This is a genomic window from Georgenia daeguensis, assembly GCF_039537705.1.
Taxonomy (GTDB): Bacteria; Actinomycetota; Actinomycetes; order Actinomycetales; family Actinomycetaceae; genus Georgenia; species Georgenia daeguensis.
On record NZ_BAABBA010000001.1, the window covers coordinates 202201 to 215398 of the forward strand.

Annotated in this window: 15 protein-coding genes and 1 riboswitch; of the genes, 9 read left to right on the forward strand and 6 right to left on the reverse strand. The window is 75.0% G+C overall.

Features of this window, described 5'->3' with window-relative positions; all coding sequences use genetic code 11:
• The first annotated feature begins 2 nt into the window (after positions 1 to 2).
• The 9 genes from ABD774_RS00980 to ABD774_RS01020 all read left to right on the forward strand — a co-directional run bounded on the left by ABD774_RS00980 (position 3) and on the right by ABD774_RS01020 (position 8406).
• Positions 3 to 521 carry a Na(+)/H(+) antiporter subunit C gene (locus ABD774_RS00980; RefSeq protein ID WP_345036957.1) on the forward strand — a complete coding sequence of 173 codons (519 nt, stop codon included), beginning with the start codon at positions 3 to 5 and terminating at the stop codon, positions 519 to 521.
• Positions 518 to 2101 (forward strand): Na+/H+ antiporter subunit D, encoded by a 1584-nt coding sequence (locus tag ABD774_RS00985; protein WP_345036613.1) that lies wholly within the window; start codon positions 518 to 520, stop codon positions 2099 to 2101. The genes ABD774_RS00980 and ABD774_RS00985 overlap by 4 nt, the downstream gene beginning before the upstream one ends.
• Complete coding sequence (locus tag ABD774_RS00990) at positions 2098 to 2766, forward strand: Na+/H+ antiporter subunit E (RefSeq protein ID WP_345036615.1); 669 nt, start codon at positions 2098 to 2100, stop codon at positions 2764 to 2766. The genes ABD774_RS00985 and ABD774_RS00990 overlap by 4 nt, the downstream gene beginning before the upstream one ends.
• Entirely contained in the window at positions 2763 to 3218 is a 456-nt protein-coding gene (locus ABD774_RS00995) for an MrpF/PhaF family protein (RefSeq protein WP_345036617.1), read from the forward strand. Before ABD774_RS00990 ends, ABD774_RS00995 begins: the two co-directional genes overlap by 4 nt.
• Positions 3215 to 3694 carry a monovalent cation/H(+) antiporter subunit G gene (mnhG, locus tag ABD774_RS01000; protein WP_345036619.1) on the forward strand — a complete coding sequence of 160 codons (480 nt, stop codon included), beginning with the start codon at positions 3215 to 3217 and terminating at the stop codon, positions 3692 to 3694. Before ABD774_RS00995 ends, mnhG begins: the two co-directional genes overlap by 4 nt.
• A gap of 190 nt (positions 3695 to 3884) precedes the next feature.
• A complete protein-coding gene (locus ABD774_RS01005; RefSeq protein WP_345036621.1) occupies positions 3885 to 4148 on the forward strand; it encodes a DUF4235 domain-containing protein in 264 nt (87 codons plus the stop codon).
• A 22-nt stretch (positions 4149 to 4170) separates the two neighbouring features.
• A riboswitch (TPP riboswitch) is annotated at positions 4171 to 4276 on the forward strand.
• A gap of 58 nt (positions 4277 to 4334) precedes the next feature.
• On the forward strand, positions 4335 to 5459 hold the full coding sequence (locus ABD774_RS01010) for a thiamine ABC transporter substrate-binding protein (RefSeq protein WP_345036624.1): 1125 nt from the start codon (positions 4335 to 4337) through the stop codon (positions 5457 to 5459).
• Positions 5459 to 7204: an ABC transporter permease gene (locus ABD774_RS01015; RefSeq protein WP_345036626.1), complete on the forward strand. Its 1746-nt coding sequence runs from the start codon at positions 5459 to 5461 to the stop codon at positions 7202 to 7204. The genes ABD774_RS01010 and ABD774_RS01015 overlap by 1 nt, the downstream gene beginning before the upstream one ends.
• Before the next feature lie 131 nt (positions 7205 to 7335).
• Entirely contained in the window at positions 7336 to 8406 is a 1071-nt protein-coding gene (locus tag ABD774_RS01020) for an ABC transporter ATP-binding protein (protein ID WP_345036959.1), read from the forward strand.
• Between the two features lie 45 nt (positions 8407 to 8451).
• Here the strand turns inward: ABD774_RS01020 and ABD774_RS01025 are convergent, their stop codons facing one another.
• From ABD774_RS01025 to ABD774_RS01050, 6 genes are all read right to left on the reverse strand, one after another.
• Complete coding sequence (locus ABD774_RS01025) at positions 8452 to 10239, reverse strand: bifunctional 3'-5' exonuclease/DNA polymerase (protein ID WP_345036628.1); 1788 nt, start codon at positions 10237 to 10239, stop codon at positions 8452 to 8454.
• A 125-nt stretch (positions 10240 to 10364) separates the two neighbouring features.
• Positions 10365 to 10871: an SRPBCC family protein gene (locus tag ABD774_RS01030; RefSeq protein ID WP_345036631.1), complete on the reverse strand. Its 507-nt coding sequence runs from the start codon at positions 10869 to 10871 to the stop codon at positions 10365 to 10367.
• Positions 10868 to 11182, reverse strand: coding sequence for a putative quinol monooxygenase (locus ABD774_RS01035; RefSeq protein WP_345036633.1), 315 nt, complete (start codon positions 11180 to 11182; stop codon positions 10868 to 10870). Before ABD774_RS01035 ends, ABD774_RS01030 begins: the two co-directional genes overlap by 4 nt.
• Before the next feature lie 77 nt (positions 11183 to 11259).
• The gene (locus ABD774_RS01040; RefSeq protein ID WP_345036635.1) at positions 11260 to 11634 is read right to left on the reverse strand and encodes a VOC family protein; all 375 of its coding nucleotides are present in this window, start codon (positions 11632 to 11634) and stop codon (positions 11260 to 11262) included.
• 137 nt (positions 11635 to 11771) lie between these two features.
• The gene (locus ABD774_RS01045) at positions 11772 to 12251 is read right to left on the reverse strand and encodes a YflT domain-containing protein (RefSeq protein WP_345036637.1); all 480 of its coding nucleotides are present in this window, start codon (positions 12249 to 12251) and stop codon (positions 11772 to 11774) included.
• Positions 12252 to 12330: 79 nt separating this feature from the next.
• Complete coding sequence (locus ABD774_RS01050; RefSeq protein ID WP_345036639.1) at positions 12331 to 13182, reverse strand: glycerophosphodiester phosphodiesterase family protein; 852 nt, start codon at positions 13180 to 13182, stop codon at positions 12331 to 12333.
• Positions 13183 to 13198: the final 16 nt, after the last annotated feature.

Below are 13198 nucleotides of genomic sequence, written 5' to 3' on the forward strand. Positions count from 1 at the left end.
ACATGGCTCCCAGCATCACGCTGGTCGTGCTCGTCGCCGTCCTGGTCGCGACCGGCGTCTACCTGCTCCTCGAGCGGTCGCTGAGCCGGGTCATCATCGGCATCGCCCTGATCGGCAACGGGGTCAACGTGCTCATGCTCGTCGCCGGCGGCAGCGCCGGCGGGCCTCCGATCCTCGGGGAGTCGGCGCCGGAGGACATGTCCGACCCGCTCCCGCAGGCCATGGTGCTCACCGCCATCGTCATCACCCTCGGCATGACCGCCTTCCTGCTCGCGATGGCGTACCGCTCCTGGCAGCTCAACGGCCACGACGAGGTGCAGGACGACCTCGAGGACCGCCGCATCGCCCGCCGCGCGGCCCGCGACGAGCTGTCCGAGCGCGTCACCGACGACTCCGGCGCGACCCTCGCCGAGGACGCCGCCAGCACCCGCGACGAGACGGCCCGCGGCGAGGACGAGCACGCCCGTGCCGGGCACCACCCCGCCGCCATCGGCGCCGACGACGAGGAGGCCAAGCCGTGACCTGGCTCGTCGCGCTGCCCGTCGTCCTGCCGTTGATCGGCGCGGGGGCCGCCCTCGCGCTCGCCCGCTACCCGCGGGTGCAGGGCGTCGTGTCGGTCTCGGTGCTCTCCGTCGTGCTGGCCGTCTCCGTGGTGCTGCTGGTGCGGGTGAACTCGGGGCCGATGGTCCTCGACGTCGGCGGCTGGGCCTCGCCCGTAGGCATCACCCTCGTGGTGGACCGGCTCGCCGCGCTCATGCTGGTCGTCTCCGTGACGGTGACCCTCGCGGTCCTGCTGTACTCGCTCGCCCAGGGCGTGGCGGACGGGGACGAGGGCGCCCCGCTGGCGGTGTACCACCCGACGTTCCTGGTCCTCTCCGCCGGGGTCTCGAACACCTTCGTCTCCGGCGACCTGTTCAACCTTTACGTCGGCTTCGAGATCCTGCTGGCGGCGAGCTTCGTGCTCATCACGCTCGGCGGCACGCGCGACCGCATCCGGTCCGGGACGATCTACGTGGTGGTCTCGCTGATCAGCTCCGTCGTCTTCCTCGTCGGCATCGCGCTGATCTACGCGGCCACCGGCACGGTGAACCTGGCCCAGCTGGCCATGCGGCTGCCGGAGATCGACCCGGGCATGCAGCTGATCCTCCAGCTCATGCTGCTGGTCGCGTTCGGCATCAAGGCGGCCGTCTTCCCGCTCTCGGCGTGGCTGCCGGACTCCTACCCGACGGCGCCCGCCCCGGTGACGGCGGTGTTCGCCGGCCTGCTGACGAAGGTCGGCGTCTACGCGATCATCCGCACCCAGGTGCTCCTCTTCCCGGACGGACGGCTCGACGACCTGCTCAAGGTGGTCGCGCTGGCCACGATGGTGGTCGGCATCCTCGGCGCCGTGGCGCAGGAGGACATCAAGCGTCTGCTGTCCTTCACCCTGGTGAGCCACATCGGCTTCATGATCTGGGGCATCGGCACCGCCTCGGAGGCGGGCCTGTCGGCGGCGATCTTCTACGTCGCCCACCACATCACCGTGCAGACGGCCCTGTTCCTCGTCGCGGGGCTGATCGAGCGCCGCGGCGGGACGACGTCGCTCGTGCGGCTCGGCTCGCTCGCCCGCCTCGCACCGTTCCTGGCCGTCCTCTTCTTCGTGCCCGCCATGAACCTCGCGGGCATCCCGCCCATGAGCGGGTTCCTCGGCAAGGCGGGCCTGATCGAGGCGGCGGCGCAGGACGGCTCGGGCCTGTCCTACACGCTCATCGCCGGGGGGCTGGTGACGTCGCTGCTGACGCTCTACGCGATCGTCAAGACGTGGAACATGGCGTTCTGGCAGGAGGCCCCGGAGCCCCTGCCCGAGACGACGACGCCGCGCGGCATGGTGGGCCCGGCCGCCGGTCTCGTCGTCTTCTCCCTGCTGCTGGCGGCGCTCGCCGGCCCGCTGTACGACTACACCGACCGGGCCGCGCGCGACCTGCGGGCACGCGTGCCGTACATCGTCTCCGTGCTGCCCGAGGGCGGCCGCGGCACCGGGCAGTCGCCCGAGGTGACCGAGGAGGGCGAGCGCGGCACGCCGGAGGGCACGAGCGAGACGGACGGGGGTGAGGGCCGATGACCGGAGCCACGGGCGCACCCGCGCCCCGACCCACGGGCGCACCCGCTGAGGACCCCGCGGGGGCTCCGCAGCCCGACCGGCGCAGGGCCCGCTGGCCCCGCGCGTCCTGGGGCATGCTCGCCTGGCTGACCGCCGTGTGGGTGCTGCTGTGGGGGGACATCACGCTTGCCAACGTCGTGGCGGGCCTGGGGGTGGCGCTGCTCGTCACCACGGTCGCCCCGTTGCCGCGGACGCCGTTCGACGGCCGGTTCCGGCCGTGGGGCGTGGTGGTCCTGATGGTGCGCTTCGCGTACGACGTCGTCGTGGCGTCGCTGCAGATCTCCGCCATGGCGCTGTCCGGGCGCCAGCCGCGCGGCGCCGTCATCCGCGTGCGGCTGCGCTCGCACTCGGACACCTACCTCACCGCGACCGCGGGCTTCTCGTCCCTGGTGCCGGGGTCGATCGTGGTCGAGGCGCACCGGGTCACCGGCACCCTCTACCTGCACGTGTTCGACGTCGAGATGCACGGCGGCCTCGACGCGGCGCACCGGACCGTCCTCGAGCAGGAGGAGCGCATCCTGCGCGCGGTGGCCTCCAAGGCGGAGCTCATCGACGCCGGGTACGTGCCCGGCTCCTCCCGCCGCGCCGGCCGCCTCACGCAGCCAACCGGGGAGGTACGGCGATGACGGCGACGGTGATGTTCGCGTACTGCCTGGTCGTGATCGGCCTCGCCGCGCTGGTGGCCCTCGTCCGGATGGAGAAGGGCCCGACCATGCTGGACCGGGTGGTGGCGCTCGACGTCGTCACCGCCGCGGTCCTGGGTGCGGTCGCCCTCATCAGCGCGCGCTCCGGCCGCACCGACCTCGTCCCGGTGCTCGTGGTGCTCGCCATCGTCGGGTTCGTCGGGTCGGTGACCATCGCACGCTTCGCCGCCGTCGAGGCACCTGAGGAGGCCCGCATCCTGACCAAGGAGGAGCTAGCCGAGGTGCTCGCCCAGCAGCACGCGCTCACGGACGAGGACGCCCCGGTCCACGACCCCGACGCCGACGAAGGCCCCGACGACGGCTCGGACGACGAGGCCGAGGCGCGGTCGGTGGACGCCCGCCTCGACCGCGACGCGCCGGAGGGGGGCCGATGACCGCCACCGACATCGCCGACGTCGCCGGAACGGTGCTCCTGGTGCTCGGCTCCACCCTCACGCTCGTCGCCGCGATCGCCGTCCTGCGGTTCAACGACCTGCTCTCCCGCATGCACGCGGCCACCAAGCCGCAGGTCCTGGGCCTGACCCTGATGATGGCGGGGCTCGCCCTCTCCGTGCGCAACCCCGTGGTCGTGTGGACGCTGGTGCTGGTGGTCGCCTTCCAGCTGATCACCGCGCCGATCTCCGCGCACATGGTCGGCCGCGCCGGCTACCGCACGGGAAAGGTGAACTCCGACGCCCTCGTGGTCGACGAGCTCACGCAGGACCTCGAGGCCTCCGAGAACCTCTCCGACGAGGAGGTCGAGCGGCGGATCGCGGTGCTCGACCGGGATCTCGCACGGTCGGAGAACGCCCGCGCCGGCGACGGGCGTTCCGGCGACGGGCCCGCGGGTACGGGACCGGACGCGCGCTGACCGGCATGGGCCGGCTCACCCGGCCGGCCGGTCGGTGCGTGCCCGGCTCACCCGGCCCGCAGGCCGGTGCGATCCGGCGCACCCGCCCGACGCGCGGGCCCGTATGCAGGCGGCGGCGGGGTCGGGCATGATCGAGGGGCACGCACGAGCCGCCCGTGGACGGCGCACGCAACGATCAGGGGAGTACCGCATGGACATCGGCTGGAGAGTCGTGAGCTCGGGGGCGACGCTCGCCGCCACAGTGCTGACCACCAAGGCGGTCACCGCCGGCTGGAAGGCCGTCACGGGCAAGGACGCGCCCGTGGACGAGGACGACCCCGAGGTCGAGTGGTGGGAGGTCATCGCGTTCACCGTGGTCTCCGGCGCGCTCCTCGGCCTGGCCCGCCACTTCGCGCTGCGTGGTGCGACCAAGTTCTACGGCGGTCCGGTGGAGAAGCGCATCGACAAGGTGTGACCCCGGCGGTGCTAAGGTGCCGGTGATACGACAGGGGAGCGCCGACCGGGCGCTGAGAGTGCGGACAGCCGCAGACCCTCGAACCTGCACCGGTTAGCACCGGCGAAGGAAGTCGGGAAATCTCTCCCCGTGGCCGTCGCGCACCCGCGCCCGGCCGCGGGCCCTCCTGCACCTCGGGAGGACACGATGACCAGCACCACCACCCGCCACCGGCTCGGCCCGCGGCGCCGCGCTGCAGGGGCCGCCGCAGCCACCGCCGTCGCAGCCCTCGTCCTGGCGGGCTGCAGCCTGACGGGCGGGGACGGCGGCGGCGCGGCCGACGACGCGAGCGGGACCGGTGGCACCGCGGACGGCGGCGGCAAGCTCACCGTCGTCACCCACGACTCCTTCGCCCTCAGCCAGGAGCTCCTCGACCAGTTCGAGGCGGACACCGGCTACCAGCTCGAGATGGTCGCGCCGGGTGACGGCGGCGCGCTGGTCAACCAGCTCGTCCTCACCAAGGACTCGCCCCTGGGCGACGTGGTCCACGGCATCGACAACTCCTTCGCCGCGCGGGCGATCGACGCGGGCGTGCTCGAGCCGTACACCCCCGCGGACCTGCCCGCCTCCGCCGGGCAGTACGCCGCGGACGACGCCGGCTCGCTCACCCCGGTCGACATGGGCGACGTGTGCCTCAACGTCGACCACCAGTGGTTCACCGAGAACGGCGTCCCCGAGCCCACCAGCCTCGAGGACCTCACCGACCCGGCGTACAAGGACCTCCTCGTCGTCACCAACCCCGCGACGTCCTCGCCCGGCCTGTCCTTCCTGCTGGCCACCGTCGGCGCCTTCGGCGAGGACGGCTGGCAGCAGTACTGGGAGGACCTCAAGGCCAACGGCGTGAAGGTCGTCGAGGGCTGGTCCGACGCGTACTACGTCGACTTCTCCGGCTCCGAGGGCGCCGGGCCGCGCCCGATCGTGCTGTCCTACGCCTCCTCGCCCGCGGCGGAGGTCCCCGAGGGCGGCGGCGAGCCGCGCACCGGCGCGATGCTCGACACCTGCTTCCGGCAGGTCGAGTACGCCGGCGTGCTGGCCGGGGCGGAGAACCCCGAGGGCGCCCGCGCCTTCGTGGACTTCCTCCTCTCGCCGGAGGTCCAGGCCGACATCCCGGGCCAGATGTACATGTACCCCGTCGACGACACGGTGGAGCTGCCCGAGGCGTGGGCCCGGCACGCCCCGCTCGCCGAGGAGCCCTTCGCCGTCGACCCGGCGACGATCAGCGCCAACCGCGAGGACTGGATCTCCACCTGGTCCGAGATCGTGATCGGCTGATGGCCCGGCGGCTGGGATGGGCGCTGGCGACGGCGGTGCCGCTGGTCTTCCTCGGCACCTTCTTCGCCTGGCCCGTCCTGGCCATCGTCGGCCAGGGCTTCCTCCCCGACGGCGCGCTCGACCTCTCCGCCGTCGCCGACGTCTTCTCCCGGCCGAGGACCTGGCGCATCGTCGGGCTCACGCTCGCGCAGGCCGTGGCCGGCACCGCCCTGGCGGTGCTGCTCGGCGTGCCCGGCGCGTACGTGCTCTACCGGTGCCGCTTCCGCGGCCGCGGGCTCGTGCGCGCGTTCGTCACGGTCCCGTTCGTGCTGCCCACCGTGGTCGTCGGCGTCGCGTTCCGGGCCCTGCTCGCGGAGGGCGGGATGCTCGGCTTCCTCGGGCTGGACGGGACCTTCGCCGCCATCGTCGCGGCGCTGGTGTTTTTCAACTACGCCCTCGTGGTCCGCACCGTCGGCGGGCTCTGGGCGCGGCTGGACCCCCGCGCCGAGCAGGCCGCCCGCGCGCTCGGCGCCTCGCCCGCCCGCGCCTTCCGCACCGTGACGCTCCCCGCGCTCGGCCCCGCGATCGCCTCCGCGGCGTCGATGGTCTTCCTCTTCTGCTCCACCGCCTTCGGGGTGGTCCTCGTCCTGGGCGGGCTCCGCTTCGGCACCATCGAGACCGAGATCTGGATCCAGACCACCCAGTTCCTCGACCTGCGCGCCGCCGCCGTTCTCTCCGTGGTCCAGCTGGTGGTGGTCGCCGCCGCGCTGACCCTGGCCGGGCGCAGCCGCCGGCGCCAGGAGCGCGCCCTGCGGCTGCGGACCGACGACGTCGCCGGCGACCGGCTGCGCCTCGTCGTCCGGGACCGCCCCACCCGCCGAGAATGCCCTGACGTCTCGTCTGCGCCTGCGAACGGGGACCTAGGGCATTCTCGGCGGGGGCTTCGCCCCGGGCCGGACCTCGGCCCGGCCCTCGTGACCGCCGCCGTCGTCGTCGGGCTGCTCGGCCTGCCGCTCGCGGGCCTGGTGGTGCGGTCCTTCCGCACCCCCGACGGCGGCTGGGGCCTGGACAACTACACGAACCTGGGGACCACCGGCGGCGCCAACGCGCTGACCGTGACGGTGTGGGAGGCCACGGCGAACTCCCTGCGCGTGGCCGTCGACGCCACCGTCATCGCCGTCACGGTGGGCACCCTGGTGGCGCTGGTCGTCTCCCGCCGCCCGCGCCGCCGCGCCGCCCGCCGTGCGGTGAACCTGCTCGACGCGCTGTTCATGCTGCCGCTCGGCGTCTCCGCGGTCACCGTGGGCTTCGGGTTCCTCATCACCCTGGACCGCCCGCCGCTGGACCTGCGCAGCTCCCCGGTCCTGGTGCCGATCGCCCAGGCGGTCGTGGCCACCCCGATGGTGGTGCGCACGGTGCTGCCGGTGCTGCGCGCGATCGACCCCCGCCTCCGCGAGGTCGCTGCGACCCTCGGCGCCTCGCCCGGGCGGGTGCTCGCCACGGTCGACGGTCCGTTCCTCGTGCGCGGCCTGGGCCTGGCGATCGGCTTCGCGTTCGCCGTCTCGCTGGGGGAGTTCGGCGCGACGTCGTTCCTCGCCCGGCCCGACCGGCCCACGCTGCCGGTGGTCGTCTTCCGGCTCATCGGCCGCCCCGGCGCCGAGAACTACGGCATGGCCATGGCGGCCGCCGTCGTGCTGGCGCTCCTGACCGCGACGGTGATGGGCCTCGCGGAGAAGCTGCGCACGAAGGAGGCCTCCGAGTGGTGAGCGCGCGCCCCGGCACCGACCGGCCGACGTCCGACCCGGCACCCGCTGACCCCGCGGCCGACCGCGTCGCGGCGGCTGCGCCGTCGTCCCCGAGCGCCGGCCCGCCGCCGCACGACGGCCCGCGCACGGGGCTGGCCGTGCGCGGCCTCGTGGTGCGCTACGAGGGGCCCGGCAGGGCCGGGACGACGGCGGTGGCGGGGGTGGACCTCGACGTCGGCGTCGGGGAGGTGGTCGCCCTGCTCGGGCCGTCCGGCTCCGGCAAGTCCTCGCTGCTGCGCGCCGTCGCGGGCCTGGAGCCGGTGGCCGCCGGCGCGGTGACCTGGGACGGCCGCGACGTCACCGGCGTGCCCGTGCACCGGCGGGGCTTCGGGCTGATGTTCCAGGACGGCCAGCTCTTCCCGCACCGGTCGGTGGCGGGCAACGTCGGCTACGGCCTGGCGACGGCGGGGCTCCGGCGGGCGGCCCGGGACGCGCGGGTGGCGGAGCTGCTCGAGCTCGTCGGGCTGGCCGGCTACGGCCCGCGCGCCGTCAGCACCCTCTCGGGCGGGCAGGCGCAGCGCGTGGCGCTGGCGCGCTCGCTCGCCCCGGCGCCCCAGCTGCTGCTGCTCGACGAGCCGCTCTCGGCGCTGGACCGGGGGCTGCGCGAGCGCCTCACCGGCGAGCTGCACGACATCCTGCGCCGCACCGGCACCACGGCCCTGTACGTCACCCACGACCACGACGAGGCGTTCACGGTGGCCGACCGCGTGGCCGTGATGATCGACGGGCGCTTCGCCCAGGTGGACCGGCCGGGCCGGCTGTGGCGGGCGCCTGTGGACCGCGCCGTGGCCGCCTTCCTCGGCTACGGGCCGTTCCTGCCCGCCGAGCGCCGCGGCGACGTGGCCGCCACGGTGCTGGGGGAGGTGCCCGTGCGCGGGAAGGGGCGGGCGGTGCTCGGCGAGTCAGGCGCCGTCGTGGTCGGCCTGGGGCCCGGTGCGCTCCAGGTGGTCACCGGCGAGGGGTGGGCCGGTGGGCACGACCTCGAGGTGCCGGTGGCCGCGAGCCGGTTCGTCCGCGGCCGCACGGAGGTCGACGTCGAGCTGCCGGGCGGCCTGCGCGCCTCCGCGGTGGCGCCGGGCGCGGTCGAGGTGGGGTCGCTGGTGCAGGTGCGGCTGGACCCGGACGGGGCCGTCGTCGTCCCTGCCGAGGGCCCGGCCAGCTAAGACGTCCTCACGCCAGCTGGGACGTCCTCACGACGCCGGGCGGGCTCAGCCGGCCTGCGCGAAGTTCTCCACGACGGCGACGTCGAGGGCGAACTCGACCGGGAAATCCCCGAAGAGCAGCCGGCCCGCCCGGGCGGCGGACTCCCGCACCGCCGCAGCGACGTCACCCGCGAGCTCGGCCGGGGTGTGCACGATGACCTCGTCGTGAAGGAAGAAGACCAGGTGCGGCCCGGTCGCGGTCCCGCCGGGCGTCCGGCCGGGCGCCGGGAGCGCCCCACCTTCCGGGCGGTCCGGGCCCGGGCCCAGCGCCCGCAACCGCAGCCGCAGCTCGGCCAGCCAGCACAGCGCCCACTCCGCCGCCGTGCCCTGGACCACGAAGTTGCGGGTGAAGCGGCCCCAGTCGCGGGCGAGCTGCCGCGCGCGGCGGGTGTCGGCGTCGGTCGCGTCGGGCTCGCTCGCGCGGCGCTGCGCCTCGTGCCAGGGCGCCGGGGGCGGCGGTGACGTGCGGCCGAGCCAGGTGCTCACCACCCCGCCGCGCTCGCCGGTCCGGGCGGCTCCCTCCACGACGGCGGTCGCGCGTGGGTAGGCGCGCACCAGCCGGGGCATGAGCTGCCCCGACTCCCCGGTGGTGGCGCCGTACAGCGCGCCCAGCATCGCCACCTTGGCGCGGGCGCGGGTGTCCACGACGCCGTCGTCCACGAGGCCCTGATAGAGGTCCGCGCCGCGCCCGGCCTGGGCCATCGCCGTGTCGCGGGACAACGCGGCGAGCACCCGCGGCTCGAGCTGGGCGGCGTCGGCGACGACGAGCCGCCACCCCGGGTCGGCCGCGACGGCGGCCCGCACCTGCTTGGGCAGCTGCAGGGCGCCGCCGCCGCTGGTGGCCCACCGGCCGGTGACCACCCCGCCGGGGACGTAGTCGGGATGGAAGCGGGCGCGGCCGTCGCTCGCGCGCGGACGGATCCACGCGTCCATCCAGGCCCAGCCGTTGGCGCCGAGGAGGCGCGCGAGCTTCTTGTACTCCAGCAGGGGCGCGATCACGGGGTGGTCGTAGCGGGCCAGCTCCCACTTCCGGGTCGTGCTCACCTCGACGCCGGCGGAGTGGAGCGCGCGCAGGAGCTCGGCGGGGGAGTCGGGGTTGAGGGCGGGGGCTCCGAGGCGGTCGCGGATCTGGGCGGCGAGCGCCTCGAGGCGCGCCGGCCGCGCCCCGGCCGGCGGCCGCGGGCCGAGCAGCTCCGTCAGCAGGCGGTCGTGGACCTCGCGGTCCCACGGAAGTCCGTCGTGCGCCATCTCGGCGGCCAGCAGCGCGCCCGCGGACTCGGCCGCGAGCAGCAGCCGTAGCCGGCCGGGGTCGGAGGAGCCGTCGACGGCTGCCGTCTGGCGGTCGTGCTCGGCACGGACCTCCTCGGGCCCGAGCGCCGGGTCCACCGCGTCGAGCAGCGTCGGCTCGTGCGCGGGGTCGGTGGCCCGGTCCCACGGGCCGTCCGGCGCGGTGGCGAGTGCCGAGGCCGCGCTGGCGGCCGCGTTCCGGAGGATCACGTGGCACAGCCGCAGGTCCTGGCAGCGCTCCACGCGGACCCCGGCTCGCAGCAGCGGGGGGTAGGTGGTGGCGGTGTCCGCCCACACCCAGCGCGGGCGGTGGTCCTCCTCGAGCCGGCGGACCCGGCCGGGCAGGTCGGCGGCGGCGACGACGTCACCGCCCGCCTGGTCCCCGGCACCCGCGTGGTTCCTGGCACGCGTGTGGTCCCCGGCACCCGCGCGGCCCGCCTCCGCGCCGTCGGCGAGCACCCTCAGATGCGCCGCGCCGCCGTCGACGGCCGAGACCACGATCCTCACCGCCGCAGCGTAGTGCGGGGCGCCCACACCGATGGTGCGTGCCGTCGTCGCCGCCCGCTCGCGTGCCGCCGTCGCCGCCCGCTCGCGTGCCGCCGTCGCGGCTCCGGGGAGCAGAGGGCGGCGTCTCAGTCCTCCGGCTGCGCGGCCAGGCCCGCGTAGTAGCTGGACTGCGCGGGGAAGTAGTCCTCGAACTTCACCGGCGCCGCGCCGGCCTGCGCCGCGAGCAGGTTGTCGAGGTAGTACTCCCAGCCCGGCCCGACGTCGGCCGGGTCGGCCGACAGGTCGAGGTGGTGGACCAGGGTGACGGTGCTGCCGCCGCCGGCCTCCGCCACGAACACCTCGAGCGGCCACCCGCCGGCCTCGTCGCTCAGCCTGACGGCGAGGTGACGGGGTGGTTCGCACGCGATGATCGCCAGGTCGGACGTGGGGGTCCCCTCCTCGATGTTGAGGGTGAACCGCACCGTGCTGCCGGCACCCGGCGTGCCGGACCAGCCACCGATCCAGCGGGCCGTCTTCTCCGGCTCGGTCAGCCAGGCCCACAGCTCCTCGACGGGCACGTCCAGCGTCCGTGCGAGCCTCAGGTCCCGGCCCTCGGCGGTCGCGACGAGCGATCCGGTGGGGGTGGTGTTCATGCGTGCACCTCCGGCAGTCCCTTGCCGCCGACGACGGCGAGCTCCTTCTGGTCCGAGATCGCGGCGATCAACGGCATCGCGCTCGTGATGAGCTCACGCACCTCGGGCGGCTCGAGGGAGGCGTCGTGCGCGGCCTTGTCCGTCCAGGCCTCCCAGACCCAGATCGCGTCCGGCTCGTCGGACGTGGCCACCACGTAGTGCAGGCAGCCCGGGTCGTCGCCCAGGGCGTCGGCCGCCCGCCGCAGCATGGCGACGAGCTCGTCGCGGCGGCCGACCTGCGCGGTGAACTTGCCGAAGAGGCCGTAGGTCATGGCCTCACCGTAGGGGGCGCGCCCGGGCTGCGGCGCGCTATCGCTGCGTGCATCCGCCCCGTGCGGGGCCGCGGCGCTCACGAGCCCGGGAGGTCCTGCACCGAGCGGGACAGCACGCAGAACTCGTTGCCCTCCGGGTCGGCCAGCACCACCCAGCTCACGTCCGTCCCCTGCCCGACGTCCGCCCGGACGGCGCCGAGCGAGATGAGGCGCTCGACCTCCTCGGCCTGGGTCGAGCCGTCGGCGCGCAGGTCCGGGTGCAGGCGGTTCTTCACCGTCTTGGGCTCTGGCACCCGTATCACGTCGATGCCCGGGCCGCCGTCGCGGGGCCCGATGCTGATGACGGAGTCGTCGACGTCGAGCTCGGCCCAGTCGAGCGCGGCGAGCCAGAAGTCGGCCACCCGGCGCGGGTCGTGCGCGTCGAGGGCCAGGGCGGCGATGGTCGCTGTCATGACCCGAGCATCCCGCCTGCCGACCGCTGCCGCACGCCGCCCGGGCTGCGGGTGGCGCTCACGCCATGCCGGCCGCTCCCGCACGCCCCCGCCCGTGGCGCTCACGCCATGCCCGCGGCCGCCGGGTGCGCGGTCGGTCAGAGCTGGGCGATCTTCCGGGCGTGGGCCAGTTCGGCCGCAGCGACCTGCACCTCGTAGCGGGAGGCCTGGAGCCCCTTCACCGAGGCGAAGTCGCGGGTGCCCCGCGTCGACCAGTGGGCGATGAAGCCGAGGACGGCGCCCCACACCGCGCCCAGGACGACGGCCGTGAGCAGCACGGTGAGCCAGGCGGCTCCCGGCAGGAAGATGCCGAGCAGCAGGCCCATCAGCAGCCCGAACCAGGCTCCGCTGCCGGCGCCGCGCAGGGCGGCGGACCCGTTGGTGACCCGCTTCGTCACCTGCTCCACCGAGTGCAGGCCCGTGCCGATGATGCGCACCTGACCGACGGGGAAGCCGTGGTCGGAAAGATGGTCGACGAGGCTCTGCGCCTCGGTGTAGCTGTCCAGCTCGACGAGCGGCCGGTAGTCGCTCGTGGTGCCGGCCGGGCTCGACGGGATCGGGGTCGGTGTCGTGGTCATACGGCCTCCTCGGCAGTAGTAGTTGGATTGTGCCAACGTATTGCCGGGTCAGTCACGGGGCATCTGGAGGTGGCGCGCGTCACGCCCGGGCCCGCCGCGCGGTGAGAGTCTCGTGCAGCACGTCGGGCCGGTCGGTGATGAGCCCGGCGACCCCGGCGTCGGCGAGCCGCTTGATGGTGGGGACGTCGTTGACGGTCCACGCGACGACGCCGAGCCCGAGGTCCGCGGCCATCTGCACCAGCCGGTCGGTGGTGCGGGGGTCGGCGAGGACCGGCACCCGGCCGTAGCGCAGGCTCACGTGGGCGAAGGAACCGGTGGCGACGCCGCGCCCCGGCCGCACGCCCGTCCGCGCGGCGACGATGAGGGCCGTCAGGGCCCGCCAGCCCAGCGCCGTCGTCAGCGAGACCCCGCACGCCCGGCGGATCGCCGCCAGCCAGGGGTCCCACCCGCCGGCCACGCAGACCCTGCCGGCGGAGGCGGTGCGCCGGATCGCCTCGATGGTGGGGAGGACGGCGCGCTCCTCCTTGACGTCGATCGTGACGCAGGCGTCGGGGAAGGCGGCGAGGAGGTCCTCCAGGCGCAGGACCGGCTCGGTCCCGAGCACTCGGGTGCGGCTGATCTCCGCCCAGGTCCGCGCGGCCACCGGGCCGCGGAGCCCGGTGACCCGGTCGAGGGTCCGGTCGTGGAAGGCGAGGGGCACGCCGTCGGCGGTGGTGCGGACGTCCGTCTCGAGGTAGTTCACCCCCAGGCCGACGGCGCGGCCGAAGGCCGCCAGGGTGTTCTCCGGCGCCAGCTCCATGCCGCCGCGGTGCGCGAACGCCCAGGGGCCGGGGTGTGAGCCGTAGGTGCCGACGGGTCGGGGAGCGTGACGGTCGAACGTGACGGGTCGGGTGCTGGGAACGGGGCGAGGGGCTGCTGCGAGCGTGGCCACGACCCTCATCATGGCG